26 protein-coding genes are annotated in these 25,655 nt (G+C 52.5%); 19 read left to right on the top strand and 7 right to left on the bottom strand.

Annotation, left to right across the window (positions count from 1 at the left end; all coding sequences use genetic code 11):
• Nucleotides 1–8: 8 nt before the first annotated feature.
• From KDC22_RS18340 to KDC22_RS18325, 4 genes are all read left to right on the top strand, one after another.
• Nucleotides 9–833, top strand: a complete 825-nt coding sequence (locus tag KDC22_RS18340; RefSeq protein WP_211719939.1) for a transporter substrate-binding domain-containing protein — start codon at nucleotides 9–11, stop codon at nucleotides 831–833.
• Between the two features lie 135 nt (nucleotides 834–968).
• On the top strand, nucleotides 969–1,628 hold the full coding sequence (locus tag KDC22_RS18335; RefSeq protein ID WP_211719938.1) for an amino acid ABC transporter permease: 660 nt from the start codon (nucleotides 969–971) through the stop codon (nucleotides 1,626–1,628).
• Entirely contained in the window at nucleotides 1,615–2,337 is a 723-nt protein-coding gene (locus tag KDC22_RS18330) for an amino acid ABC transporter ATP-binding protein (protein WP_173139480.1), read from the top strand. The genes KDC22_RS18335 and KDC22_RS18330 overlap by 14 nt, the downstream gene beginning before the upstream one ends.
• Before the next feature lie 144 nt (nucleotides 2,338–2,481).
• Nucleotides 2,482–4,008 carry a Ppx/GppA phosphatase family protein gene (locus KDC22_RS18325; protein ID WP_173139478.1) on the top strand — a complete coding sequence of 509 codons (1,527 nt, stop codon included), beginning with the start codon at nucleotides 2,482–2,484 and terminating at the stop codon, nucleotides 4,006–4,008.
• On the opposite strand, the gene ppk1 is transcribed toward KDC22_RS18325, so the two are convergent.
• Nucleotides 3,956–6,070: a polyphosphate kinase 1 gene (gene ppk1, locus KDC22_RS18320; RefSeq protein ID WP_211719937.1), complete on the bottom strand. Its 2,115-nt coding sequence runs from the start codon at nucleotides 6,068–6,070 to the stop codon at nucleotides 3,956–3,958. The two genes, KDC22_RS18325 and ppk1, sit on opposite strands and share 53 nt — an antisense overlap.
• Before the next feature lie 364 nt (nucleotides 6,071–6,434).
• On the opposite strand from ppk1, the gene KDC22_RS18315 reads away from it, so the two are divergent.
• Nucleotides 6,435–7,115 (top strand): 3D domain-containing protein, encoded by a 681-nt coding sequence (locus KDC22_RS18315; protein ID WP_211719936.1) that lies wholly within the window; start codon nucleotides 6,435–6,437, stop codon nucleotides 7,113–7,115.
• A 120-nt stretch (nucleotides 7,116–7,235) separates the two neighbouring features.
• Here KDC22_RS18315 and KDC22_RS18310 read toward each other — a convergent pair whose 3' ends face one another.
• The gene (locus tag KDC22_RS18310; RefSeq protein ID WP_211719935.1) at nucleotides 7,236–8,132 is read right to left on the bottom strand and encodes a polysaccharide deacetylase family protein; all 897 of its coding nucleotides are present in this window, start codon (nucleotides 8,130–8,132) and stop codon (nucleotides 7,236–7,238) included.
• A gap of 171 nt (nucleotides 8,133–8,303) precedes the next feature.
• On the opposite strand from KDC22_RS18310, the gene KDC22_RS18305 reads away from it, so the two are divergent.
• The 8 genes from KDC22_RS18305 (at nucleotide 8,304) to KDC22_RS18270 (ending at nucleotide 14,781) form a co-directional block, all read left to right on the top strand.
• Nucleotides 8,304–9,344, top strand: a complete 1,041-nt coding sequence (locus tag KDC22_RS18305; protein ID WP_211724099.1) for an NADH:flavin oxidoreductase/NADH oxidase — start codon at nucleotides 8,304–8,306, stop codon at nucleotides 9,342–9,344.
• Nucleotides 9,345–9,430: 86 nt separating this feature from the next.
• Nucleotides 9,431–10,135 carry a dihydroorotate dehydrogenase electron transfer subunit gene (locus tag KDC22_RS18300; RefSeq protein ID WP_211719934.1) on the top strand — a complete coding sequence of 235 codons (705 nt, stop codon included), beginning with the start codon at nucleotides 9,431–9,433 and terminating at the stop codon, nucleotides 10,133–10,135.
• On the top strand, nucleotides 10,128–11,060 hold the full coding sequence (locus KDC22_RS18295; protein WP_211719933.1) for a dihydroorotate dehydrogenase: 933 nt from the start codon (nucleotides 10,128–10,130) through the stop codon (nucleotides 11,058–11,060). Before KDC22_RS18300 ends, KDC22_RS18295 begins: the two co-directional genes overlap by 8 nt.
• A gap of 90 nt (nucleotides 11,061–11,150) precedes the next feature.
• Nucleotides 11,151–11,489: a prenylated flavin chaperone LpdD gene (lpdD, locus tag KDC22_RS18290; protein ID WP_211719932.1), complete on the top strand. Its 339-nt coding sequence runs from the start codon at nucleotides 11,151–11,153 to the stop codon at nucleotides 11,487–11,489.
• An 81-nt stretch (nucleotides 11,490–11,570) separates the two neighbouring features.
• Entirely contained in the window at nucleotides 11,571–12,239 is a 669-nt protein-coding gene (locus tag KDC22_RS18285; protein WP_173139456.1) for a PspA/IM30 family protein, read from the top strand.
• A gap of 126 nt (nucleotides 12,240–12,365) precedes the next feature.
• Nucleotides 12,366–12,776: a DUF350 domain-containing protein gene (locus tag KDC22_RS18280; RefSeq protein ID WP_173139624.1), complete on the top strand. Its 411-nt coding sequence runs from the start codon at nucleotides 12,366–12,368 to the stop codon at nucleotides 12,774–12,776.
• Between the two features lie 15 nt (nucleotides 12,777–12,791).
• Nucleotides 12,792–13,298, top strand: coding sequence for a DUF4178 domain-containing protein (locus KDC22_RS18275; RefSeq protein WP_173139454.1), 507 nt, complete (start codon nucleotides 12,792–12,794; stop codon nucleotides 13,296–13,298).
• Nucleotides 13,299–13,488: 190 nt separating this feature from the next.
• Nucleotides 13,489–14,781, top strand: coding sequence for a molybdopterin molybdotransferase MoeA (locus KDC22_RS18270; RefSeq protein ID WP_173139452.1), 1,293 nt, complete (start codon nucleotides 13,489–13,491; stop codon nucleotides 14,779–14,781).
• A gap of 740 nt (nucleotides 14,782–15,521) precedes the next feature.
• Here KDC22_RS18270 and map read toward each other — a convergent pair.
• The 4 genes from map to xerS all read right to left on the bottom strand — a co-directional run bounded on the left by map (nucleotide 15,522) and on the right by xerS (nucleotide 19,158).
• A complete protein-coding gene (map, locus tag KDC22_RS18265; protein WP_211719931.1) occupies nucleotides 15,522–16,268 on the bottom strand; it encodes a type I methionyl aminopeptidase in 747 nt (248 codons plus the stop codon).
• A 26-nt stretch (nucleotides 16,269–16,294) separates the two neighbouring features.
• Nucleotides 16,295–16,924 carry a TetR/AcrR family transcriptional regulator gene (locus KDC22_RS18260; RefSeq protein ID WP_211719930.1) on the bottom strand — a complete coding sequence of 210 codons (630 nt, stop codon included), beginning with the start codon at nucleotides 16,922–16,924 and terminating at the stop codon, nucleotides 16,295–16,297.
• A gap of 204 nt (nucleotides 16,925–17,128) precedes the next feature.
• Entirely contained in the window at nucleotides 17,129–18,010 is an 882-nt protein-coding gene (locus KDC22_RS18255; RefSeq protein WP_246552743.1) for a pentapeptide repeat-containing protein, read from the bottom strand.
• A 53-nt stretch (nucleotides 18,011–18,063) separates the two neighbouring features.
• Nucleotides 18,064–19,158, bottom strand: a complete 1,095-nt coding sequence (gene xerS, locus KDC22_RS18250; protein WP_211724098.1) for a tyrosine recombinase XerS — start codon at nucleotides 19,156–19,158, stop codon at nucleotides 18,064–18,066.
• Between the two features lie 164 nt (nucleotides 19,159–19,322).
• Between xerS and KDC22_RS18245 the strand changes: the two genes are divergently transcribed.
• The 5 genes from KDC22_RS18245 to KDC22_RS18225 all read left to right on the top strand — a co-directional run bounded on the left by KDC22_RS18245 (nucleotide 19,323) and on the right by KDC22_RS18225 (nucleotide 23,269).
• On the top strand, nucleotides 19,323–19,832 hold the full coding sequence (locus KDC22_RS18245; RefSeq protein ID WP_173139444.1) for a GNAT family N-acetyltransferase: 510 nt from the start codon (nucleotides 19,323–19,325) through the stop codon (nucleotides 19,830–19,832).
• A gap of 51 nt (nucleotides 19,833–19,883) precedes the next feature.
• Nucleotides 19,884–20,894: a hypothetical protein gene (locus KDC22_RS18240; protein WP_211719928.1), complete on the top strand. Its 1,011-nt coding sequence runs from the start codon at nucleotides 19,884–19,886 to the stop codon at nucleotides 20,892–20,894.
• Nucleotides 20,895–21,253: 359 nt separating this feature from the next.
• Nucleotides 21,254–21,907 carry a TetR/AcrR family transcriptional regulator gene (locus KDC22_RS18235; protein WP_211719927.1) on the top strand — a complete coding sequence of 218 codons (654 nt, stop codon included), beginning with the start codon at nucleotides 21,254–21,256 and terminating at the stop codon, nucleotides 21,905–21,907.
• Nucleotides 21,897–22,784: a hypothetical protein gene (locus KDC22_RS18230; protein ID WP_211719926.1), complete on the top strand. Its 888-nt coding sequence runs from the start codon at nucleotides 21,897–21,899 to the stop codon at nucleotides 22,782–22,784. Before KDC22_RS18235 ends, KDC22_RS18230 begins: the two co-directional genes overlap by 11 nt.
• Nucleotides 22,784–23,269, top strand: coding sequence for a flavodoxin domain-containing protein (locus KDC22_RS18225; protein ID WP_211719925.1), 486 nt, complete (start codon nucleotides 22,784–22,786; stop codon nucleotides 23,267–23,269). Before KDC22_RS18230 ends, KDC22_RS18225 begins: the two co-directional genes overlap by 1 nt.
• 253 nt (nucleotides 23,270–23,522) lie before the next feature.
• On the opposite strand, the gene KDC22_RS18220 is transcribed toward KDC22_RS18225, so the two are convergent.
• Nucleotides 23,523–24,467: a Gfo/Idh/MocA family protein gene (locus tag KDC22_RS18220; RefSeq protein WP_211719924.1), complete on the bottom strand. Its 945-nt coding sequence runs from the start codon at nucleotides 24,465–24,467 to the stop codon at nucleotides 23,523–23,525.
• A gap of 95 nt (nucleotides 24,468–24,562) precedes the next feature.
• Between KDC22_RS18220 and KDC22_RS18215 the strand changes: the two genes are divergently transcribed.
• Nucleotides 24,563–25,540 carry a helix-turn-helix transcriptional regulator gene (locus KDC22_RS18215; RefSeq protein WP_343221766.1) on the top strand — a complete coding sequence of 326 codons (978 nt, stop codon included), beginning with the start codon at nucleotides 24,563–24,565 and terminating at the stop codon, nucleotides 25,538–25,540.
• The last annotated feature ends 115 nt before the right edge of the window (nucleotides 25,541–25,655 follow it).

Raw genomic sequence — 25,655 nt, 5'->3', positions numbered from 1 at the left:
CTGGACAAATGAACAAATGGGGTAAACTTTCTATGGGACTGCTGCTGGCAGCAGGACTGCTGGCCGGATGCGGCTCCAATAACGATAAGAACAATACCGCAGCAAGCGGAAATAGCGGAGCTGCCAGCACGGAGGCACCTGCCAAGAAGCTGATTATGGGCACAAGCGCAGACTTCCCTCCGTATGAATTCCACAAGATGATCGACGGCAAAGATACCATTGTCGGTTTCGATATCGAGATCGCCAAGGAGATTGCCGCTGATCTGGGACAGGAGCTGGAGGTCAAGGATCTTCCGTTTGATTCCCTGCTGAACGAGCTGGCAAGCGGACGGATTGATATGGTCATCTCCGGACTTAGCCCGAAACCGGAACGTGCGGAAGCGGTGGGACTCTCCGATATCTACTACAGAGCAGAGCAGGCTGTGGTGGTGCGTGAAGCCGACAAGGATAAATATCCGACTATGGATTCCTTGAAGGGAGTCAAGCTGGGTATTCAGACCGGTTCGATCCAGGAGGATATCGCCAAGGGGATTGAAGGTGCACAACTGACCTCCCTCAGCAAAATTTCCGAGATCATATTGCAGCTTCAGTCCAACCGCGTGGATGCTTCGATTATGGAAGGTCCTGTGGCCAAGTCCTTCGTGAAGAATGTGAAGGGACTGGCGATTACCGATGCCAAACCGGAAGTGGAAGATGAAGGTTATGTTGTCGGTGTGAAGAAGGGTAATACAGAGCTGCTTGATCAGGTGAATAAGACTTTGGGACGCCTCATCTCCGAAGGCAAAATTGATGAATTTGTAACGGCTGCAACCGAGCTTGCAGAGAGCAAATAGAACGTGTGGCCGTGAATACGGTTAGCTGAGTTTAAGATAGACCCGCAGTTGAATGCGGGGCAATGCTCTATTATGCAGAAAATAGCGGTGATCCGCTGTTTTCTATTTTTTTGAGAACAGGAGGGGTTAAAAGCGATGAGTGTATTGGATATGGCTTATGAATACCGCAATTTTTTCTTATCCGGTCTGAAGTACACACTGCTGCTCGCGGTGCTGGGGGTATTCTTCGGTTTCGTGCTCGGTATCGTGGTCTCGCTGCTGCGGATGTCCAAATGGAGAATACTGCGCTTTATTGCCACCGCATGGGTGGAATTTCTGCGTGGTACGCCGATGCTGGTGCAGTTGTTCCTGATTCATTATGGCTTGCCGGAGTTTGGGATTTCGCTGTCCCCGATTCAGTCGGGTGCGATTACGCTGACCATTAACAGCTCGGCGTATTTGGCAGAGATTTTCCGTGCCGGCATCCAAGGGGTGGACCGCGGCCAGATGGAGGCGGCAAGGTCGCTTGGGATGAAGCAGGGGATGACGATGCGTTACATCATTCTGCCGCAGGCGCTGAAGAACGTGCTGCCCGCCATCGGGAATGAGTTCATTACGATTATCAAGGAGTCCTCGATCGTTTCCATGATTGGTGTGGCTGATTTGTTGTTCCAGGCCAGAACCATAACCACGATTACTTATGAAGGACTTAGCCCGCTGATCGTGATTGCCATCATGTATTTTGTACTGACATTCACACTATCTAAGCTGCTGGGCATATTGGAACGGAGGCTGAATACGGATGATCGAGGTTAAGAACCTGCAGAAAAGCTTTGGCAAGCTGGAGATCCTGAAAGGCATTGATCTCAATATTCATAAGGGTGAGGTCGTGGTGGTGATCGGTCCCAGCGGTTCGGGCAAAAGCACCTTTCTGCGTTGTCTGAACCTGCTGGAGCAGCCTACGGGCGGCGAGATTAATTTTGAAGGACAATCCATTACCGCGAAGCGGCATGATATCAATGTGACCCGTGAAAAAATGGGGATGGTGTTCCAGCAGTTCAACCTGTTCCCGCACAAATCCGTGCTTCAGAACATCATGCTCGCCCCGCTGAAGGTGCGGAAGCAGCAGTCTGCTGAAGCGGAGAAGTATGCTATGGAGCTGCTGCGTACTGTAGGTCTTGAAGACAAACGCGACGCTTATCCGGCCCAGCTCTCGGGCGGGCAGAAGCAGCGGATCGCAATCGCCCGGGCGCTGGCAATGCAGCCGCATGTCATGCTGTTCGATGAGCCGACCTCGGCGCTTGACCCGGAGATGGTCGGGGAAGTGCTGGAGGTTATGAAGCAGTTGGCTGTGGGCGGAATGACCATGGTGATTGTAACACACGAGATGGGCTTCGCCCGCGAAGTAGGGGACCGCATCCTCTTCATGGACGGCGGAGTGATCGTGGAGCAGGGAACACCGGCAGAGGTGTTCGGTAATCCCAAGCACGCCCGTACGCGCGATTTTTTAAGCAAGGTCTTGTAGGTGCTGGACGCCATCCTTTTTAGCTGTATATAGAATTTATAGCGAATAACCCCATGCCTGTGGGGTTATTTTATTTTGGCGGGGCGCACAATGGGTGATATAGTATACAAATGGTCAATTTTACATGAAAGGGAGTACATACAGATGAGAGATGATCTTTGCCGGATCGGCATTATTGATATTGGTTCCAACTCCATACGGCTTGTAATTTATGATACGACACAGGCAGGCGGCTACAAAATCATTAAGGAATGTAAGTACTCTGCCCGTTTGAGTGAGAAGATTACGAAGGAAGGCAGGCTGGAGAAGAAGGATATGGACACGATTATTCCTGTTCTTCACCAGTTCAAGGAGATTTGTGATGATTTTGAAGTGGACAAAATCCGTGCCGGAGCCACCGCCGCGATCCGTAATGCAGCGAACTCCGCCGAGATTATCACCTATCTGTCCGAAGCTTCATCCATCCGGATTGAAGTAGTGAGCGGGCATCAGGAGGCGTATTTCGGCTTCCTTGGAGTCATCAATGCGTTTGATGTTCAGGATGGATTCGTAATAGATATCGGGGGCGGCAGTACAGAGGTTACTATGTTCCGCGGACGGCGTTATCAGCAGAGCATCTCCTTCCCGTTCGGTGCGGTCAATACGAATCTGATGTTCAGCCATAGCGGCAACTGGAACGCGGAACAGATCCGCAAGCTGCAGTTATACGTAACCGGCAGACTGGTAGAGCATGACTGGCTCACAACAGGCACAGGGCTGCCGCTCTACGGGCTGGGGGGAACGCTGCGTTCACTGGCCAAGCTGGACCAGAAGAGCCGGGATTATTCGCTGCCGAATTCCCATGGTTATGTGCTGGAGAGTGACACGATAGAGCGGTTCATGGAGGTTCTGCCTGCTACCCCGTTCGAGAAGCGCAAGGAGCTGGACGGGCTGTCCAAGAGCCGGGCGGATATCATTGTATCCGGGCTGATTATATTCCATACAGTATTCCATTACATTGGTGCCAGCCGTGCGCTGATCAGCGGAGAAGGTCTGCGCGAGGGGATGCTGCATGATCTGCTGGAGCCGGAGCAGCCGGTACGTGACAGTGCGCTGGAATACAGCCTGGACACGATTATCCGCTTTGATATCCGCACCTCGAAGCGTCACCTGGATCATATCAATAAGCTGGCGCTGAGCCTGCTGGGAGCCTTTGAGCGCGAAGGGGACCGGGAGGAGCATGAGATGCTCGTCTACGTAGCGATTATGCTGCACCGGACAGGCTCTAATATTAACTATTATCAATCCAAGCGGCATACGCACTATTGGCTCATGAATTCACCCATCCGCGGACTGACGCACCGCCAGCTGATTCTTAGCGCATACATTGCCTCCTACAGCACAAAAAGCCGGAAGCAGAAAATGTCCCTGATGCATAAGGACATTCTGCTGGCTTCCGACGAAGAGTGGATTCATAAGCTGGGCACATTAGTGCAGTTAAGCATTGCACTGGACAGCACCGAGATCGGCATTGTCAGCGGAGTCAAGGCCCGGCTGCACAATAATACGCTGGATCTGGAGCTGCGGGGCGGACAGGTGCTTATCGGCCTGGAGGACATTGAGAATGCGCTCAAGGCCTTCAAGAATGCTTGGTCGGTGAAGGTAAAGCTCGGCTTCCCTTCCAGCGGGTAACATCCATAGCAGCGAACTGGCTCCGTAGAGGGGCCTTTTTGTCGTCTATCCGTTCATAATATCCGTTCGGCTGAAGGAAGCTGGATTTGACATTGTCCATCAGCGACAGCTCCAGAATCTTGACAATCTGATCGCGGATACCGCTGTCCTTCACCGGACACATCAATTCAATCCGCCGGGTCAGGTTACGGGTCATCCAGTCGGCGCTGGAGAGATAGACCTCCGGCTGGCCGCCGTTCTCGAAATAATAGATCCGTGAATGCTCCAGAAAGCGGTCAACAATGCTGCGGACCGTGATCCGCTCACTAAGGCCTTCAATCCCCGGCCGCAGGCAGCAGACCCCTCTGACGATCAGATCTATAGATACCCCCGCCTGGGCAGCGCTATAGAGATAATCAATAACCTCCTGGTTCGACAGGGAGTTCATCTTGGCTATAATCCGTGCGGGTCTGCCGGCCGCGGCATGCTCGGCTTCACGAAGAATCAGCTTCTGGAGCGACAGGCTCATATTGGTCGGTGCTACGATGAAGGAATTCCAGTTGTAATTGGCAGAGTATCCCGTCATTTGATTGAACAGCTCTGACGCATCCAGACCAATCTCATGATTGGCAGTGAACAAGCTTAGGTCGGTATAGGCTTTGGCTGTGCTGTCATTGTAATTGCCTGTTCCTACATGAACATAGCGGCGCAGCTCGGCGCCTTCCTGGCGGACGATCAGCGTGACCTTGGCATGGGTTTTGAGGCCCACGAGGCCGTAGACCACGTGACAGCCGGATTGCTCCAGCTTGCGTGCCCAGGCAATATTGCGTTCTTCATCGAAGCGGGCCTTCAGCTCTACCACCACGGTAACCTGCTTGCCTGATTCGGCAGCGTTGGCCAGCGCCGCAATCAGCGGAGACTTGCCGCTGACCCGGTACAGCGTCATCTTGATCGCCATGACCTGCTCATCCTCGGAAGCCTGGGTAATGAAATCCGCCATGGCATCGAAGGACTCATACGGATGGTAGACCAGTACATCGCGTTCACGGAGCACCTCGAAGAAATCCTCATTCTCCTCGAATTCCGCAGGATAGAGCGGCTCAACCGGTGGATAATGTAGATAGCTGAATCCCTTCAGACTGCTGGCAAAGTTGCGCAGGAAACCGAGATCCAACGGGCCTTCAATTTCAAACATGAAATCCTCAAGCTCGAATTCAGCCTGCAGCTGCTCCAGCGCATAAGGGTGAATGCCCTTTTGGACTTCCAGGCGGGCAGGTATGCCGCGCCGGCGTTTGCGGAGTTCCTTCTCAATCTCCTCCAGCAGATCCTCCGCACCTTCCTCATCTATCGTCAGATCGGAATTGCGGGTCAGGCGGAATTCATTGACGGCTACAGGATCATAACCGCTGAATAAGGTCTGGATATGATGGCGGATGACATCTTCAATGAATACGAACTGCCGTTTCTTGCTGTTGGAGCGGTGGGGCAATGGAATACAGCGCGGCAGATTGGACGGAATCTGCAGGATCGCGAAGTAAGGCTCATCCTCCTGGCTGTTCTTGCGGGTCAGCACAACCGCCAGATAGATGAACTGGCTGTGAACAAGCGGAAACGGACGGCTCTGGTCCACGGCCATCGGGGTCAGGACAGGGAAAATAATATCACGGTAATATTCCTCTATTGACTGCTCCTGCGCTGGCGTCAAGTCCTCATAATCAACGAAGACGATACCCTCCTTGTGCAGGCTGCGGGAGATATCCTTGAATGTGCGGTACTGGTCGGCGACAATTTTGCTGACCCGCTTGCTCAGGCGTTTATACAGGCCGGAGGGGGTGTATCCGGTGAAATCCTTTTTGGTATAGCCTGCCCGGATCTGGTCCTGGATGCCCGCTACCCGGACACTGATGAACTCATCCAGATTACTGGACACAATGGCCAGGAACTTAGCCCGCTCGATCAGCGGGTTCTCCGGGTCCTGTGCTTCGCCGAGAACCCGGCGGTTGAACTCAATCCAACTCAAATCACGGTTAAGATAGGCTGTTGCAGGACTAATGTAGCTGTTTTTTTTCTCTTCTGTGTTCACGTTCGTTGACCCTCCAAGGTTGCTTCAAGTCTTTTGAGATTATCGTATTCTATCATTCTACTATTTGCGAAAGCGAGAAATGTTAAAACTGTGTAAAATTTTCGGCATATCTTATAATTATTAAGAATATGTAATATTTATATCCTTGAAAACGTTACAAAACGGATAATTATTTCCAATCGTAACAAAAACATAGCCAATGGTTACAAAGTTGTGATATATTCATAACTGTTAGTTTACAAACCGTTACATGTACAAGAGACCTGACAGCAAGACAGGACAATAGGTCCAGCGTTATCTTGGCGTCACAGGACAGAGATTCTGCCCAGTTATCCCTGACGCCCACTAATGAAGGAGGCTATTCATGACCATCAAGTTCAGAGCTATCACAGCCCTGGCGGCTGTACTCGGACTCGGCACCTTGCTCCACGCCGCTCCCGTTCACGCCGACAGCGTACATATCGCTGGAGAGACTACAACCTATTATACTCTATCCACTCATTATGGGTTAAGCGTTGAGGAGCTTATGAATGCAAACCCGCAAATTTCAGCGCTTAATATCTATCCGGGACTGAAATTTATGATTCCGGGTGATGTTCAAGCCAAGACTGCGGCCGTAGCCAACACTACAGCAGCAGCAGTGGAGACTGCAGATGCAGCTGCCCCGAGCTTCAAGGTGCAATCTGCAAGCAACACCGTTCAAGCCTGGGGCAAGGAATTCAATTATGACAAAGTGCTGCAGGTCAAGGCTTCGGCCTATTCCTCGGCTGCCAGTGAGAATGGCAAGTGGGGGGCGGTTGATTACTTCGGCAATTCGCTTAAGCTTGGAACCATTGCCGTTGACCCGAGCGTGATTCCGCTGGGCACGAAGGTACTGGTAACCGGTTATACTCATCCGGGCCTTCCGAAGGAAGCCTTCGTGGCTACCGCAACCGATATGGGGAGTGCGATCAAGGGCAACCGGATTGATATCTTTATTCCGGGAAGTCAGAGCTTTGTAGCCGACTTCGGCTATCAGTATGTACATTTATATATTATTCAATAAACGGATAATCCTAAGCTGCACCATGGGAAGCGTATATCCCACTAATTAAAAGGAAACAAAACCAGGCTGTTCCGCCGGTTTTGTTTCCTTTTTTTGAATGAGAACCTGCTCAGGCGGCAGTCATTTGCTCTTGCTGACCTGTAGCATCTGGGGGACCGTCACGAAGCTGTACCCGCGTTTGCGGAGGCTGCTGATAATCTCCGGCAGCGCCTGCAGCGAGCCCTGGAGATTGCTGCCTCTGCCCCCGCCCCCGTGCTGGAGGATAATTGCCCCCCTGCCGGCCCGGGAGAGGATGTTTTTCTTCACCTGGGCCTTGGATAAGCCTCTCCAGTCGAGGGAGTCCACATTCCAGTTCACCAGCTTATAGCCGTGGGACTTGGCCCATTTCAGCTGGGGTTCACTGATATCACCGTAAGGCGGGCGGATCAGCTTGGGCTTGTATCCGGCAAGCAGCTGAATGATATTCTCGGTCCGGATAATCTGAGTGCGGAATTCATTCATGCTCACTTTACTGAACTCGGGATGATTATAGGAGTGATTGCCGACGGCATGGCCTTCGCGGATCATCCGGGCTACCAGAGCGGGATGCTTCTCCGCACGGCTGCCGACCACAAAAAAAGTAGCTTTGACCTTATATTTACGAAGGACATTCAGAAGCTGCGGCGTATAGCGCGGATCAGGCACATCATCGAAGGTCAGGGCGATGATTTTGCGCCGGGGACCCTGGGTCTTGAGAGTCTCAGGATATTTGCGCACCAATTGGCTGAGGGACAGGCCTTTGTTTTTTTTACGCCGCTGTGCGGAAGACCGGGAGGCTCCTGATCCGGCAGGGACTGCCGGTTCTTCTTCCATAGAGGTATTGGGCTGAGAAGGTGTCAGGAGTTGCTCCAGTGGCAAGGGTGAACCTGCGGGTGCGGTGGAGGCTGACGCAAGCTCCGCAGCCGGTGAAGGGCAGGGCAGAGCCAGGGCAATGATGAATATAAACAGCAGTATGCGGCGGGATTTTACCAGCTTCATCGGGTTACGCCTCCTCAAGCCAAGGGTCCGTTATTTTGGAATATAAGGGTTGTTATGTCCCAAGAGCCGCGAATTTATGCCGTGCAGACTATGGCGCATTCAGAGATGTATCACACCGTAAATCGTTGTATACTTAAGTGGATTATAGAAATGGGGAGGATGAACACCAGAATGACCGATTTGTTTGCACCTTATGAATTGAAGGCACTGACTTTGAAGAACCGGGTGGTCATGCCGCCCATGTGCCAGTATGCTGTTGAGAAGCAGGACGGTATTCCGACGGACTGGCATTTCGTGCATTATGTCAGCCGGGCAGTCGGCGGTACAGGCTTCATTATTGTAGAGATGAGCGGGGTTCATCCGGATGGCCGGATCACGAACCAGGACACCGGGATATGGGATGACGCGCAGATCCCTGCATACAAGCAGCTAACAAGTGCTGTTCATGCCCATGGAGCCAAAATCGCCATCCAGCTCGGACATGCGGGCCGCAAGGCCGTTGACGCTTCATCCCCGGTGGCACCTTCAGCGATTCCGTTTGGCGCCGGTTACGCGATGCCTAAGGCGCTTAGCCGTGAAGAGATAGCGGAGCTGATCACAGCCTACCGGGAAGCGGCACGCCGTGCTGTAGAAGCCGGATTCGATACCGTCGAACTGCACGGAGCCCACGGATACCTGATCCACCAGTTCCATTCGCCGCTCTCCAACGTAAGAAGCGATGAGTACGGCCAAGATCCGATCTTGTTCGGAGAACAAGTTGTGGAGGCGGTGCGTGAGGTGCTGCCGGCTGAGATGCCGCTTATCATGCGGGTCTCCGCCAAGGAGTATGTGGAAGGCGGATACGACGAGATCTATGCGCTGGAATTCTGCCGCCGCTACAAAGAGGCGGGCGTTGATATGTTCCACGTATCCTCCGGCGGTGAAGGACCGATAGGGTCAAACGGCGGACCGGGTGCCGGACCGGCTTACCAGGTGAAGCTTGCCGAATACATACGCAGCGGATTGCAGGTTCCCGTTATCGCTGTGGGGCGCCTGGAATCGTATGAGGAGGCACAGGCAGTGATCTCTGAAGCAAAGGCTGAGCTGGTGGCTGTAGGCAGAGGTATGCTCAGTGATCCTTACTGGGTGCTTCACGCTGCAGAGGCACTTGGCGGGATAGATTCAGCAGCGGTGCCCAAGCCTTATGAGCGCGGAATCTGGAAACTGAAATAGAAGGCTGTATATGTGAACAATGTCACAGATTTTAAGTTCCTTCTAAGGCATGGTTAATAAGATTAAATTTGAAGGAGCTTGATAATGTGGCGACGGTGATTAGTAATGAGCGGCTGGCAGAAGGGGTCTACCACCTGGTTGTTGAAGGAGGTGACGGCGGGGAGATGGGTCAATTCTACATGCTGCGGGCATGGGGAGCCTATCCGCTGCTGTCCAGACCGCTTAGCATACATCAGTTGAATGACAATGGGGTTGAATTTTTATATCATGTGGTGGGAGAAGGCACGGAGATCCTTGCCGGGCTGAACCCGGGCGACCGGCTGGAGCTGGAAGGGCCGTTTGGCACCGGCTTTCCGCAGGTAGACGGCAAGGTTGCATTAGTGGGCGGGGGAATCGGAGTTGCTCCGCTGTACTACTGCGCCCAGAAGCTTCCGCAGAGTGATATCTACCTTGGCTTCAGCCGCGCCCCTTTCCGTACAGAAGCCTTCCGTCCCCTGGCTGCCGAGCTGACTGTCGATGTAGGCGGCCTGATTCTGGACAGCGTGGATTTCTCTGAATACGATCATATCTTTGTCTGCGGCCCGCATCCGATGCTGAAGGCCGCACAGCTTCAGGGGAATGCCGCAGAGACTTCGGGCAAGCGTCCTAACGTGTATTTATCGCTGGAGAACCGGATGGCCTGCGGAATTGGCGCCTGCCTGGTCTGCAGCGTATCCTGTAAGGACGGGCAACGCAAAGCCTGCACGGACGGCCCCGTCTTCCTGGCTGAGGAGGTGTTGTTCCATGATTAATACCTCTGCCACCATTGCCGGGGTGTCCTTCAAGAACCCGATTGTTATGGCTTCCGGTACCTTTGGCTTCGGCCGTGAATACGGCAAGTTATACGATGTGTCCCTGCTTGGCGGAATCTCGGGTAAGGGGCTTACCCTCCATGCCAAGGCCGGAAATCCTGGAGTCCGGGTATACGAGACCGCTTCAGGTATGCTGAACAGCGTAGGGCTTGAGAATCCCGGAGTAGAAGCTTTTCTGGCCAAGGAGCTTCCTTACTGGGAGACGCTGGATACCGCGCGTATCGTGAACCTGGGCGGCAATACCCTGCCTGATTATGTGCTTGGTGCCGAGCTGATCCAGCAGGATGCCGATGCCCGTCTGCTAAGCGGGAAGCCGGCAGTGGATATGATCGAGCTGAACATCTCCTGTCCGAATGTGAAGGAGGGCGGGATCGCTTTTGGCGTGAAGACTCCGGCTGCCCGGGAAGTGGTCCGTGCAGTACGGGCGGCCACCCGTCTGCCGCTGGCGGTGAAGCTGTCGCCGAATGCCGAGGATATTGCAGAGATGGCAGTAATGTGCGAAGCAGAGGGGGCGGATGCCGTCTCGCTGATCAACACGATCTCGGGCATGAAGATTGATGTCCGCCGCCGCCGCAGTGTATTCAATAATCTCTATGCCGGATTGTCCGGACCTGCAGTTAAGCCGGTGGCTCTGCGCATGGTGCATCAGGTATCACAGCGGGTAACCATTCCTGTGATCGGGATGGGCGGCATCACATCGGCAACCGATATTATCGAATTTATTATGGCTGGAGCGACGGTGGTACAGGTTGGCACCTACAACTTCATGAATTTGCGGGCGGGCAGTACGCTGGTCGAAGAATTGCAGCAATTTATGAGGGAAGAGAACATCTCTTCTCTGGACGAAATCCGGGGTATTGTATAGCGGTACAGAACGGCTGTAACAATGATTTTGCCGCTGAATGAGAGATCTGCACATACCATGGTTAATATAAGGGGTAGGGGGAATTCCATCTTGACATCTGATCAATGGCATCCTGATGATATTGTGCTGTCCGAAACCGGGGTGGGCCGGGACCTGCTGCTGCTGATTACCGGAGGTGTGCGCCATATCGGTGCGGCAAGTACAGCTTACATGGACGGAGATACGCCCCGGGTTATGACCGCTGCAGTCCCTCATCACAAAGAGCATACGATCAGTGAGGCTATTGCGCTGAAGGCTGCTGCTGCGCTGAACCGGACAGTAACGGTTGTGATGGGCATCCATTACGACAATTTGAGCAAAGAGGGCATTCTGGAAATCGTAAATATTGTGAATGACAAAGTGGATCAATATTTATTGCAGAAAGTTTAAACAATTTTTGAAACGATATCGAACTCCCTGCGTAAAAGATACCAAATGAGCAACTAACTATTATTTTGGAGGAATGAACCAATGTCTATATTTAAAAGATTGCGCGACCTGACCATGTCCAATGTGAATGCGATTATTGATAAAGCGGAAGATCCGGTCAAAATGACCGACCAGTACATCCGTGACATGACAGAGGATCTGGAAGATGCCGAGAAAGCAGTAGCTGCCCAGATCGCTATTGAGAAGAAATTCAAACAATTGTACGAAGAGCAGGAAGCTCTGGTGAACAAGCGCAATCAACAAGCACACGCTGCCGCCCAAGCTGGTAATGCCGATCTGGCCCGCCGTGCACTTGAAGAGAAGAAATCGGCAGAGGCCAAGCTTGTAGAATACAAGGCCAGCTTCGATCAGAATAAGGCTTCAGCGGACAATCTCCGCGGCAAGCTTGAAGAAATGCGCAAACAGCTTACCCAGATGAAGAACAAACGGGAGACACTCGTTGCCCGCTACAACGCAGCGAAGGCCCAGACCGAAATCAACAAAGCGATGAGCGGTTTCAGCTCCGACTCGGCTTCTGCCGGACTCAAACGGATGGAAGACAAAATGCTGCAGGCGGAAGCTCAGGCCGAAGCCAGCAACGAGATGAGCTCGGGCAACAAATCGCTGGATGATGAATTCGAGAAGCTGGGCAAAGACCAGGCGGTCGAAGATGAGCTGGCGGCACTGATGAAGCAATACGATAAACAATAACATATTGGCATAAGCCGGACTTCAGGCGGTTGTCCACAGGCGAAGGGGAGACGGAGCTAACAGTTTCTCCTTCGCTTTATGTTTGTCTTATCTGGAAGGAAATATGAAGAGGCGGGGGTTATGGCAATGGATTTCGATACCCTGGTGTCCATGGTAGTATGGACGGTTAGCGGCACAGTGCTGCTGTGCGTGCTGATGCTCGCGGATTCGCTGTTTACCCGTTACAATGATATGGAAGAGCTGAAGGCAGGGAATATGGCCGTTACTACCCGGCTGGTGATGAAGCTGCTGGCTCAAGGCTATATTTTATCGGCATCCATTGCTGCGGCGAACCGGCTCGGGACCGCACTTATAGTCTCCGTTGTATCGTTTATCCTGTTATTCGTGCTGGAGAAGACAGCGGAGCAGCTATTGGCCAGATGGGGGAAGCTTGAGCTTGATCATGGCACCCAGCTAGGCAAGGTCGGCTACGGCTTGCTCGCCGGGTCGTTGCATGTGACGGGAGCTTTGATTATTGCTGCATTTATTCGTGGATAAGGAGGATTGATGGTTTTGGGTCTTTGGAAAAGAATCGGTAATCTGTTCTCGAAGCCGGAGGCGCCAGCAGCACCCAAAAGCATGCTGGACCTGTCTCCCGGAGATATCTGTGAAGTCTCCCTGGTAACCTATGAAGTAACGGGCCGGACGAAGACCAGCGGCCGCAATGCCGCCGTGCTGACGCTGCGCGACGGAAGCCGGATTGCCTATCTGTATATCGAAGAGCGCGAGGAGCTGCAATACCGATTGTATCATCCGATCGACGGGCGTCTGGATAGTCCTTCCGAGGTTCCGGCTACACTGGAGCTGGATGACCGGACCTTTTATCTGGAGGAAGAGTATGAAGGATATGCAGCCGTTACCGGGCAGACTCCTTATATGAACGGCGGGGAGCAGCATGTCTGGCAATACCAGTCGGATGATTCGCGGCTGCTGCGCGTGGAGTGGCAGAATGGACGATTCATGCTCTATGAGGGTGAAGCAGTTATTTCGGCTGATGTAAGAGTAATCCGCGCCTCCTGAGGTTAACGGAAGCAGGATTGAACTAAGGGTGCATTTGCCTGTAACAGGCGGGTGCATCCTTTTTGCTGTGCGGTTAAGCGGAATGAATGGACCTGAAGTTCATTTTACTTTGCCGGGTCCCGTGCTAGAATAGGGCGTAATGAGCAGTACCAGGAAACAACCACCAGAAGTAGAAGGAGTGACTGTGTAAGTGACCAATCCAGAGAACAATAACAAGGAATACATCAATGATAAATTTCAGCGCTCAGCGCTTCAGGTTGCCGAGGCGCAGGCCCGGCTGAAGCCCTATGCTGCACTGCTTACCCATGAAGAGGTTCCGTTAACTTGCAGCAGCGGGCGTTATCTGGCTCAGCCGGTCTATGCCCCGCATCCTTTTCCGGCGTTTGACCGTTCCAGTATGGACGGTTTTGCCGTTATTGCGGCAGACACCTCAGCAGCTGGAGAGCTTAACACGGTGTGGCTTGAAGTTGTTGAAGTGATTCCCTGCGGTGCCGTAGCGTCAAGAGAGATTACTCGAGGAACCGCGGCACGGATTATGACGGGAGCGCAGGTTCCCGGGGGTGCAGACACGGTGATCATGCTGGAGGCAACAGAGAGCCGGATCGAGGACGGAGTCACCTATGTGGGTATCCGCAGGCCGCTGGAGGCGGGGAAGCATATTACTCCTTGCGGGCTGGAGCTTAGTACAGGTGATCCGGTATTGCCTGAAGGGAAATTAATCGGCGCCGGCGACATTGCCGTATTGGCAGCCTTGGGGGTGCCGGACGTCCCGGTTCGCCGCAGACCGAAGGTGGCGGTGTTCGCAACCGGCAGCGAGCTGCTGGAGGTGGACGAGCCCTTAGCCCCGGGTAAAATCCGCAACAGCAACTCCCCCATGCTGGAAGCGCTCATACGTGAGGCGGGCGGAGAACCGGTTAGGCTGGGAGCGATAATGGATGATCTGGAGCTGGCCCGGAGCAGAGTGCAGATGGCGCTGGAGAGCTATGATCTAGTCCTTACCACAGGCGGCGTATCCGTTGGAGATTATGATATTATGGGGGATTTGGTCCGTGAGCAGACCGGTGACATGCTGTTCAACAAAATAGCTATGCGTCCGGGCAGTGTTACAACGGCTGCGGTACGCGGCGGAACCCTCCTGCTGGCCTTGTCAGGCAATCCGGGTGCTTGCTTCGTCGGATTTCAACTGTTTGCCCGGCCTGTGATCGGGTGGATGCAGGGAGCGGCACAGCCCTTTTTGCCGGAATGGACGGCGCGGCTGGGTGCAGAATATAAGCGGGTAGACCGTTTCACCCGGTTTGTCCGGGCCCGTCTGGAGATCCGTGAAGGTGTTCTATATGCTTACCCAGCCGCCGTAGACGAATCTTCCGTTACAGTTACAATCAAAGACAGCGACTGCCTGATCATCATTCCGCCGGACAGCGGTCAACTGTCTGCCGGGGACAAGGTAACAGTGCTTAAGCTGCCGGGTGAAATCAGAGGGTGAACAGCAGGGAGCCTGAGTTGATAAGCACATCATTGGGATGGAATAGCACGTTAGTTGGAATAGCATGTTAACTGAAATAGGGCCTCAGGTGGAATAGCACGCAGATTTGAAATAGGATGTCAGGCGGAATAGCATGCAGATTGGGATAGCACGAATTTGGCACGATACAGAATAATTGATACGATACAGAATTATGCAATTTCACTATGTGAAAAATTCATAATAGATAATGCACGCTTAGGCTTCAGGCGCCCGTTCCGGGGATCTATTGTTGCACAACCATCCCTGCCTGAATTCCTGCCTGAAATGCAACATTCCTTCTGCGATATCGGCCCTTTCCTGTAATTGTTGCAGAAATGACAGCATTCTCCTATGTTCTCGCACCTGAATGGTGACATTCTTGCATTTCGTGCAACATTTCTATTAAAGGCTTAGAAAGTGTTGCCCACAAATTGCACTCGATGCAACATTTTGCAGATTTTCGCATTTAATTATGTAATTTCATCATATGAAAAATTCACAATAGAAAAACATTCAAACCCAAACCTCAAATATTCTAGCACTCTACCAGCAACATCACCTGATGACGCATTAACATTCAACCCCGCTACTACAAAACCCGGTCACAAAGGTAAAAGGAAACCCTCCAGTTCCCTGGATTACAGAGAACTGGAGGGAGATAACTTAGCTTGCTTATTCTGTCTGATACGTTACTCCCTGAAACATTTCTGCATAATACATTACTGGGCCGTTAAAATCAGCGGTCCGTCCGCTGTGACTGCGATCGTATGCTCATATTGCGCCGACAGCTTGCCGTCGGCAGTTCTTGCCGTCCATTCATCATCGTCTATCGTGATGCGGTACGTCCCTTCGTTGATCATCGGTTCAATGGTAAATACCATGCCTTCCTTTAAGCGGACACCTTTGCCGGCGGTGCCGATATGCACGTAGCTCGGTTCCTCGTGCAGGCTCCGTCCGATGCCGTGCGCCAGCAGATCGCGCACGACGGAATAACCGTTCACTTCCGCGTGCTGTTGAATGGCCGATGTGATATCACCCAGCCTCGCCCCTGGAATGGCCCGGGCGATTCCCAGATCCAGGCATTCCTTCGTTACCTGCATTAATTTTTGCGCCTCGGGCCCAATATTGCCGACGGCATAGCTCATACACGAATCGCCGAACCAGCCGCCGTATTCGGCAACGATGTCAAGCTTCAGGAGGTCACCGTCCATAACGACCCGGTTTGAGGGAATACCGTGGGCCACAACATCATTAATGGAGATACAGGTTTCGGCCGGGAAGCCATTGTAGCCTTTGGTAAACTGCCTGCCGCCCAGCCTCGTAATATGTCTGGCAACAAAGTCATTGATCTCAAGGGTGGTGATTCCGGGTGCAATCACTTTGGACACCTCACGGTAGCAGTCCGCCACGATTTGGCCGGCTTGCTTCATTTCTTCGATTTCCCTGGGTGATTTCAGAATAATCATCTGTTATTGTCCGCTCCTTAACGATTCTATAATTTCAGCACCCGGACGATATCCCGGGCTTCCTCGAACAACTGTCCGCGGCGGAGCGAGAGCGAGGCACAGCCGGCTAAGGCGGCAAGCAGCATCTCCGTATGATGCACCGGTTCCGCCGCGTTTGCCGCAGTAACGGCAGCCCGGTCGCCCGCAAGACTCGGGTCCAGCACCGCAGACAGCGGAGTCAGCACCTCCCGGCGGAATTCGGCCAAGAGCGGAGCTGAGCGCGCTTCAGGCAGCATAGCAAAGCCTTCGCCGGCCTGCTTATATAGCAGATACATGGCGTGATCCTCCGCCCATAACTGCAACAGAAGGACCCCCGCCGCAGCGGCGGGACCCAGGCTAAGGCCGACTTTGAGCGGCCCCGCCAGCAGGACATCCGGCGGGGGCTTGAGCCATTCTCCCGCCCGATCCAGCGCGTCCCACAGCAGATCGTGAAGCAAATCTCCTTTGTTGCTGTAATAATGATAGACCGTACCATATCCTAGCCCGGCCTCAGCAGCCACATCACGGATTTCCAGTAAGGGGCCTTTATTCAAAAATACATCCGCTGCAGCTTTCCGGATTTGCGCCAGACGCCGCAGACGGATATCTTCGTTTTGTTCCTTTGTACGGGGAGTCATGTTGACCGTTCACCTCTTTTGTTTTTGACCTGCTATTATGTCAATATAAAACATTGGCTTCAGAATAACAAGGGTTTGCTGAGAATATTGGGTAAGGGTTGAACTAATCGTCCGAACACGCAATAACCCCGGGATAGGCAAATCACCCGGGGTTGTTGACGATCTGAAATTAAAAGCAGGAGTGCGACTGCGAAGCCGAAGTGATTAATTATGGTCCGCCGGCAGCCAGTGGTCAGGAGGTCTAAGCGATTCCGGCAGCTTGGTAGCCGGGTTACCCTTGGCGGCTTGCAGCTGCGCCTGAGTGAGGAACAGGCTGCTGCTCAGATCAGCGCCGCTGAGATTCGTGTCGCGGAGGTCCGCTCCGGTCAGATCGGCATACCGCAGGTCGGCGCCGCTGAGATCGGCGGCGATCAGGTAAGCGCCCCGCAAGCTGAGGCAGCGGAGATCGGCCCCGCGCAGCTTGGCGCCGATCAGATCCGCTCCACGGCTGTAGCTCTTTTGGCGTCCAGGCGGCGGGGTTAGCTGCTTGCGGGCAGCAGTACGCGCAAGCTCACTGGCACGCAGCAGCAGTTCGTTAACCTCAGCGCGGTGAACAGGCATATTGAGCTGCAGCAGCTTTTCGGGGCTGAGTGTGGTCAGATCCAGGATCTTCTTCAGCAGCAGCATGAGTGGATCATGCAGGGTATCAGCACCCGGCAAGGCTAGGGCCTCACGGAGGTACCACAGCAGTTCATGCAACTGGCGCATCACGGGGAAGACCTCGAACATCTGTCCTGCCGTTTCAGGTGCCTGGCGCCAATCGCGTCCGCCATAGGTCAGATTGGAGACCTTCTGCCCGGCCCCGAAGCAGTCATACACGGTGCAGCCCCGGAACCCGCGTTCTCTTAATTCCGTGTGGATGCCGCAGAGGAAGTCCCCGCGCAGGTTAGGGCAGGGCTGTCCGGCGGACTTGTCGATCGCGAAGTCTGAGGAGACAGAGAACGGCAACGCCGCGCAGCATAGCCCGAAGCAGCTCAGGCAGTCCGATTGCAGCTCCGGTAGGCCGGGATTATCAATAGGGTCAGCATATAAGTGATTATCAAACAAGAGGGATTCCTCCATAAATAGAATAGGTATGAGTCAAGAAGCAGGACTAGAGGTTACTGCGGAAGCTCATTATCCAGACGGCGCTCAATCGCCTCGGACATCGTTTTATCCGTGAGATGGGCATAGATTTCGGTAGTTTCCGTTGAAGCGTGCCCCAGCTGCTCCTTCGTCCGGTAAATATCATTTTGCAGATAATAGTCGGTGGCAAAAGAGTGCCGCAGCTTATGCACGGTAAGATAAGGTTTGCCGAACCGTTTGGCGTATTTGATGATCATCTCCTGGATCGCTCGTTTGGTCATCCGTTTGCCTTCAGTACTGCCGTTCGGCAGTGCGATGAAGAGGGCTTTTTCCCGTTTCGGCGTCTTGTATCTGCTCTGGCGGAGGCTTAAGTATAAGCTGAGATCATCCTTGGCTTGCTCCCGGAAATAGACCGGGGTCTTGAAGGTCTCGTCGTTATGACCCTTGCGGAATACATACAGCAGCTTATTATTCACATCCAGATCATCCGCATTGAGATTGACCACCTCGGATACGCGCAGGCCTGAGTTCAGGATCAGACTGGCAATACAGGCATCCCGTTCACGGTTGAGCTGCCAGGAATAATTAGCCTGTTTATTGGCTTCCACATCCTTGCCGTACCCTTCGTAAATGTAGCCCACAAACTCCAGCAGCTCCTCGTCTTCCAGAATTTTTCCTTTGAGCTTGGCGGCTGTATCCTTTGGTTTATGAATCCGCTTGATCTCCACCTTGGCCATAATATTACGTTTAAGCAGCGGGTAGAAATTCTCATCCTCGGCAATCTGGCTCAGATAATGGAACAGCGAGCGCAGCGCAGACAGCTTACGGGACACGGTAACACGCGAATTAGCCTTCTCGGTCCGGGTGGTCAGATACAGGCGGTAGCCGACAATGCTGTCCATATGGAGTGTCTCCAGATCGAGCAGGGTAATCTCAGCATTGCTGGACGCCACGGACAGACCTTCACCCCGCAGCCATCCGAAAAAGGATTCATAGTCCCGGATATACTCCAGCAGAGTAGAGGGGGACAGATCCGGACGCTTATAATCAATGAACTGCTGAACAAACCAGGGCATCTGCGGCAGCCGCTGATCCAGATTTATACGGTCGGTCGTCTTTTGAATACTGATGAGCTTCACCTTCTTTGTTGTTTCCCAAGGGGAGGGATGTCTTCTATTTTAGCATGTTTTGGGCAGGTGAACGACCGGAATCGGGCCGGGAAGAGGACAAGCCTTGATCCGCATGTAACAAAGTTATATGATGTGAAGTAACGAAAAAGCTAGAGGTGAACCTGATGGAACTTGGAATCGAGCTGGTTCCTAAAGAGCAGAAGCAGATCATAAGCAGATTGATGCAGTTTTATTTGTATGACTTCACCCGGTATCTTGAGCTGCAAGTAGACCGGGAAGGGTTGTTTCCTTCGTATCCTGGACTGGAGGCGTACTGGAACAGCGGCAAAAACAAATTTGCCTATCTCTTCACGGTAAACGGCAATATCGCCGGATTTGCCCTAATAGACCGCCTTTTGCGTGACCCGGAGGGCGAGTTCTATATGACGGAATTTTTCGTGATGCAGCAATACCGCCGCAGCGGTGTAGGAACCTGGGCAGCCCACCGGTTATTCGATATGTTCCCCGGTGCTTGGAAAGTGTCGCAGATTCGGGCGAATACCCCTGCGCGGGACTTCTGGCACCGGGTCATCGGGGCGTATACCGGCGGCGAATTCAAAGAGCGGTTCAACGCCCGGCAAGGCAATCCCAGCCAATACTTCAACACATTAAATATTAATAGGGTTAAAAAATAGCTCTGCGCAACTTCTGCCACTTTCCAGCGTCTGGTAACTGAGGTGATTCTATTGTCCAAGCATACAAGCTTATTTGGAATGGGCTGCCTGGCTATTGCTTTAGCACTCAGCGCAGGCTGCAGCAATGCAGCGAATCAGGATTCTGCCGGTACAGAGGGTACGGCACAGCCGTCAGCAACGGCCACAGTATCAGCAGCTGCAACAGTCGCGCCCTCACTGCCTGCAACAGCTGCGCCTGCTGTCAAACCAGTGGCGCTGCTTCCTGAAGTACCGGAGTATTCGGGAAGCGGCAGAGGCTATGAGCTGGACGGGGTAAATGTCCAAGCGGATTACTCCGCAGATCAGACATTGCCGCTCGGATTATTCCTGCCGGAGACGATGATCCGTTTTGAACAGGACGGGAGAACCGCCTGGGGGACAGCGGACAAACAGAACTATGTTACTTTCCTTAAGCTTGATCCGGCCGCAACGGCAGCTGCCGAGGGTGAATTTGTACCCGGTACGGACCAGCGGCTGCTGAAGTACAAGGAATACGCCGGGAGCAGGGTGGAGGGGAGCCGGAGGGTCGAAGCATTTGTTTTCACCGCCAAAAAGGATACTTACCGGGCCGAAATTCATATTCAGGGAGACCAACAAGACAAGCTGCTTCCGCTCTTCGTATCTATGCTAGGCGGTATTGAATACATGGCGAAACAACCGCCAATTACTCCAGGCGTGTTCCTACAGGCTCCTGATGTAGGCAGCAGTGCGGGCAACAAGCAAGCGCTCCAGGAAACGCTGGACTGTATTGCAGCCTGGGCAGCCAAAGACAAAGAGAAATTCGCAGCAACTATGCAATCACCGCAGCTTAATGAAGCTTTGCAGTTCTTACTGGATAAGAAGATGGTCTACCGCTTCAATGAGCTGACCGTTGTAGGGATTCCTATTGAGGGAGCCAAACGGGCAGGCTTCTATGTCAATTATACCAGTATGACCTCCGAGGGCTATATTACGGACGGGACCTACGAGATTTCCTTGCTTCCGAACAAGCAGGGGGAGTGGAAGATCGCCAATATTGATTAGGGCATCCCGATAAAAAAGAATCAACTTCTTCACAGATTGCAGAGAAAAACCCACGTTTTATCAAAACGTGGGTTTTTCTCTGCCGTTTTGATCAACTTTTATCGGTGTGGTGCTAATTTGGGAGAGAAGTAAATCAGCTTCGCTCACGATTAAGTTAACATAACAATGATTATGTCAACTTAAAGAGAGGAGTTTGAGAGGCGCTCCGGGTTCACGGGTTTTTTCTCAGGCTCTTTAAATGTACAAATAATCACATTCCTTCAGCGTCATACGGCATATAATCATCATTGAACACTGTTCAACAAACATTACATTGTTCAATAATCCGGTATAAGGATATGTGGAGGTGTCCCGCAAGCATGAGCAAGGAACAAAGACAAGAGCAGGAGCGCGAAGCGATGCGTAATCTGATTCTGGCAACGGTCGGTGAGCTGGTGGCCGAGAAGGGGATAAAGAAATTGTCTATCCGCAAGATCGCTGAACGGATGGGATATTCAGCCGGAATCATTTATCACTATTTTCAAGGAAAGGAGGATATTGTAGAGCAGCTTCTTCAGCAGGGGTATCAGGAGCTAATGGGCGGACTGACAGCCGGATTAGACATGGCGCTGAGTGAAGAATCAGCCGAAGTCCGCTTCAGCCGGTCACTGTCTCAGTTTATCCGGTTGACCACAGCAGCAGGCTCGCAGTACCGGAATGTGATGCTGAATGATTCGCCGTCTGTGCTAAGCCACACTGCAGTATTGCATAAAGGGGCTGCTCTTGAGCGGAATGCAATCAGTATGCTCTGCAGCTCGCTCCGTCACTTCAGCGGGATGGCAGCCTGCCACGAGGAGGAGATTGAACTTACCGCCCAGATTATCTGGAGTGCAGCCTTTGGGCTAATCGTGAGACTGACGGTCGAGAAGAATCTGCCGGAGGAGCAGAAGGAGGCACTGATTACACGGCATATCGCGGCCATGCTTCTTATTGCAGGGAGCCGGGCCAAAGGGGGAACGGCCGATGGTGGGTAGACGATCTGTTGGTATTTTGACCGTTATAATTATTCTCCTTGCCATGGTGGCCTCGGGGTACGGATTGCTGTCAGGGCACGGGGCGGACGAGAAAGGCAGGGCAGGGTGGTTCACCTCTATCCGGGGGGAAAAGGTTGAATTATATGGCCGCGGAATCTATCAGTACGATTCCTTCTCCGTAGCCACCCAAGCCATAGCCCAGGATGGAGTTACGCTGGCAGCGGGAGTCCCCTTGCTGCTCGTTGCACTGGTTATGAGCCTCCGCGGGAGAGTCAGAGGACGCCTGCTGTTAGCTGGGGCGTTAGGCTATTTTACGTACACCTATGCCTCTTATTGCTTCCTGGCTACGTACAATAACCTGTTTCTAATCTATGTAATGTTGTTCTCGGCCAGCTTATTTGCCTTCATTCTGACCTTGCGGTCTCTGGAGCGGGAGAAGCTCGAAGGTCTGTTCAAGGCAGGTTTGCCGTCGCGGAGCATTGGGTTATTCCTGCTGTTTATCACCTGCATGATCCTGATGTTATGGCTGGGCAGGATCGTTGATTCGTTAAGGCAGGGGACGGCACCCGAAGGCTTGGAGCATTACACTACACTGGTGATTCAGGCGCTTGATTTGGCTATTCTGCTTCCGCTCTTGGCGGTTACCGGGATATTGCTTATTCGCAGGCAGCCTTTTGGGAATCTGCTGGCTTCTGTAGTTATAGTCAAAGTCGCCGCTCTACTTACCTCCATTACAATGATGATCGTTGGGATGCTGAAGGCGGGAGTACATGTATCTACAGTTGAACTGATAGTGTTCCCTGCGTTTAATGTGGGTGTGTTCGTTTGTTTATACCTTTTATTAAGGAATGTGCAGGAGAGCGGAGGTAGAGAGTGATGAGGGACAGAATGCTGATTGTGTATGCCGGCAAATATGGATGCACAGAGAAAGCTGCAAGCCTCTTGCAATCCAGGCTGGAGGACACCGAGGTGGTGAATCTGAAGGTTACCGCAGTGCCGGCGCTGGATGACTATGACGCGGTGATTCTGGGGAGCGCGATCTACTACGGCAGAATACGCAAAGAAATGGCCAGGTTCATTGCCCAATATGAGCAGGAGCTGTTAAGCAAACGCCTGGGATTGTTCATTTGCGCAGGCATGACAGGGGAGAGGGCAGAACAGGAATTGCAGCAAGCCTATCCGGAAGCATTGTACAAGAACGCAGTTGCCAAGGAGATAATGGGCGATGAAATTGATCCCGATCAACTCTCGGTATTCGACAAGTGGGTGCTGCGGATGGTGAAGGGTAAGGGTCATGGGGCTGGAGGCGGCATATCGCTTGATAAGCTTGAACGATTTGTCTGTACAATGCTTGCACATTAGATAGCTTCAAGTACAAAGCGGCAGCATACGGAAGGATGCTGTTTGAAAGGCTGCCGCCGTACCAACTATTATAAAATATCAACATATGAAATATTCATAATAGAAACCCATTTACCCCAACCTACCTTATCAACCATATACGCAAACAAACTACATGCTCTCCCTAGATACAAACCCCAAGGAAAAAGGGAGCTTCAAGCAAAGCGGCTTAACCTTCAATTTATTGTTTGTCCTTTTAAAGGAAGGCAAGGGTTCACTTGCTTCCTATAAGCTGATCCGTAAGCATCGCTGCCAGTTCCACGGACTTCAGTGCAGACTGCAATGACAGGGTCGATGCAGTTCCATTCTGTAGCGAGTGGAGCGCATGGCGCAGGCTTTTCTCATAGGGATTGTCCGGGATTAGCGGTATCTCTATCTTGCGCTCAGAAGTGTAGGCGGTGAGGCTGGCTTCAATATCTCCATTCGCCGCCCTGCTCTCGTGAAATACCAGCTTGGCCTGCCCGAAATAAGCCTCATAACCAACCGTGAAGGGATAGGCTTCGGGCATCTGCGAAGAGACCATCAGCTGCGCGCGAATCCCTGCGACAACCCAAGAAGCATGAACCAGCGCCTGACCGTCTTTCCCTCCCGAAGTCCCCCAAACCGCAGAAGGTACAGGTGCATCCAACAATCCGGCTATGAAGTCCAGGTCATGGATCATTAGATTGGCAGCAATAGTGCGCAGCCCTAAATCCCCCCACACCGGAGCGGTTTCCCTGCGTAAGCTGACATGCAGCAGTTTGCCGTATGTACCCTCCCGAATCACCTTGTCCAGGTATTCATAAGCATAATCGAATTGGATGAACTGATTGACGAGGATTCTGCGCCCATATTGCTGTTCAGCCTTAAGCATCTCCAGACCTTCGGCCGGCTCCAGAACAACCGGTGTCTCACAAAATACATCTTTCCCGCATCGCATCGCCTCCACAGCGTAAGTCTTATGCAGCGCAGACGGCAGACAGATATCAACTACGTCGATCCCAGGATCGGACATAATATCCTCTATAGACATTGTGATCTCAATCCCCAGCTCTTCCTGCAGCTCCAGTAGCTTGGCTTCCTTTCTCCCAAAGACCACAATTCGCTTCACGAACTCCATTTGCTTCAACAGAGAGGCGTGATAAGCCCCAAAGCCTGTGCCGAGTATGCCAATATTCATTTACAGCAGCTCCTTAAGTTTGATACATTCATCATAACGTTCAATTGTTGACAACTGAGTGGCAAGAATAAAATAGGGAACAGAAGGGTTGGGGAATGACCATGCGGCTGCACCGCTTAATTGCTATTCTGTTACTGATTGAATCCCGGGGCAAAATGAAGGCGAACGAGCTATCCGTGGCTCTGGAAACGTCTGTCCGCTCCATTTATAGAGATATTGATGTCCTGGCTGAATCCGGAATTCCACTTGTGACTACAACCGGGCCTAACGGCGGGATTTCGCTCATGGAGGGCTATACAGTGAACCTGCGGCGGCTGCATGGGGAAGAGGTGGTACAGCTTTTTTTGACAGGGATGGGAATACCGGCAGGCGGATCAGGCGGAACCAGTCTGCTGCTCAAAAATGCGCTCCTGAAGCTGGAAGCAAGCTTGCCCGCTCCTTACCAGCAAGATATCCGCACGGCGCAAAGCCGTTTCCTGTTCGATGATACCCCGTGGTGGAGCGCACAGACAGTGGTCCCTTATCTTGAGGCTTTACGCAGGGCGGTATGGAGAGGCAGGAAGATTGTGGTGGAGTACTGTAAAGTGAATGGAGAGAGTTCGCTGCGGAAGCTTCAGCCTTATGGGCTTATCGTGAAGCAGGGCGAGTGGTATCTGGCTGCCTATTGCGAGCAGGCCGGGGAGATTCGTTCGTTCAAATGTGAGCGTTTTACAGATGTAACCATACTGGAGGAGACTTTCATTGTCCCTGAGCCGTTCTCCTTGCAGGAATACTGGGAACAAGCGGCGCAGACCTTCATTCAAACCAGCAGAGCGCGGGAATTCTACCCTGTAGTCATCCGCATTCATGCCAGCAATCAGGAGTATGTGCAGAGATTAGAAGTAATGAACACAGCATCAGCCGGGGAATGTCAGCTCATTACGGTGAACATGTACGATTACACAACAGCTTGTGAGAAGGTGCTGCCCTTGTTAGTTCATGCTGAAATTATGGAACCTCCGGAGCTAAGAGAGTACGTCAGTAATCAGGTGATGATGTGGAATACCATGTATAAGCAGTTAAAGGTAACATAATTAATGTTATGTTATATAAGAGGCACTAAAGAAATAAACAAAAAGCAAAAGAAGCGGAGGGGAAATTTGGAACTGGAGGAGCGGTAGCGACCGCCTTTGTCACCGGATTTCACCC

The sequence above is a fragment of the Paenibacillus tritici genome, assembly GCF_018207515.1.
Taxonomy (GTDB): Bacteria; Bacillota; Bacilli; order Paenibacillales; family Paenibacillaceae; genus Paenibacillus_AQ; species Paenibacillus_AQ tritici.
The sequence above is the reverse complement of the archived record's forward strand: the minus strand, read 5'-3'. Positions and strand labels throughout refer to the sequence as shown.

Coding starts and splice junctions, on each gene's coding strand:
- KDC22_RS18305 (WP_211724099.1), top strand. CDS start 8,304: ATGACCGATTTGTTTGCACCTTATGAATTGAAGGCACTGACTTTGAAG.
- KDC22_RS18285 (WP_173139456.1), top strand. CDS start 11,571: ATGTCTATATTTAAAAGATTGCGCGACCTGACCATGTCCAATGTGAAT.
- KDC22_RS18260 (WP_211719930.1), bottom strand. CDS start 16,924: ATGACTCCCCGTACAAAGGAACAAAACGAAGATATCCGTCTGCGGCGT.
- KDC22_RS18230 (WP_211719926.1), top strand. CDS start 21,897: ATGGTGGGTAGACGATCTGTTGGTATTTTGACCGTTATAATTATTCTC.
- KDC22_RS18340 (WP_211719939.1), top strand. CDS start 9: ATGAACAAATGGGGTAAACTTTCTATGGGACTGCTGCTGGCAGCAGGA.
- KDC22_RS18220 (WP_211719924.1), bottom strand. CDS start 24,467: ATGAATATTGGCATACTCGGCACAGGCTTTGGGGCTTATCACGCCTCT.
- KDC22_RS18315 (WP_211719936.1), top strand. CDS start 6,435: ATGACCATCAAGTTCAGAGCTATCACAGCCCTGGCGGCTGTACTCGGA.
- KDC22_RS18225 (WP_211719925.1), top strand. CDS start 22,784: ATGAGGGACAGAATGCTGATTGTGTATGCCGGCAAATATGGATGCACA.
- KDC22_RS18280 (WP_173139624.1), top strand. CDS start 12,366: ATGGATTTCGATACCCTGGTGTCCATGGTAGTATGGACGGTTAGCGGC.
- KDC22_RS18330 (WP_173139480.1), top strand. CDS start 1,615: ATGATCGAGGTTAAGAACCTGCAGAAAAGCTTTGGCAAGCTGGAGATC.
- KDC22_RS18335 (WP_211719938.1), top strand. CDS start 969: ATGAGTGTATTGGATATGGCTTATGAATACCGCAATTTTTTCTTATCC.
- KDC22_RS18295 (WP_211719933.1), top strand. CDS start 10,128: ATGATTAATACCTCTGCCACCATTGCCGGGGTGTCCTTCAAGAACCCG.
- KDC22_RS18235 (WP_211719927.1), top strand. CDS start 21,254: ATGAGCAAGGAACAAAGACAAGAGCAGGAGCGCGAAGCGATGCGTAAT.
- KDC22_RS18245 (WP_173139444.1), top strand. CDS start 19,323: ATGGAACTTGGAATCGAGCTGGTTCCTAAAGAGCAGAAGCAGATCATA.
- map (WP_211719931.1), bottom strand. CDS start 16,268: ATGATTATTCTGAAATCACCCAGGGAAATCGAAGAAATGAAGCAAGCC.
- KDC22_RS18325 (WP_173139478.1), top strand. CDS start 2,482: ATGAGAGATGATCTTTGCCGGATCGGCATTATTGATATTGGTTCCAAC.
- KDC22_RS18310 (WP_211719935.1), bottom strand. CDS start 8,132: ATGAAGCTGGTAAAATCCCGCCGCATACTGCTGTTTATATTCATCATT.
- KDC22_RS18215 (WP_343221766.1), top strand. CDS start 24,563: ATGACCATGCGGCTGCACCGCTTAATTGCTATTCTGTTACTGATTGAA.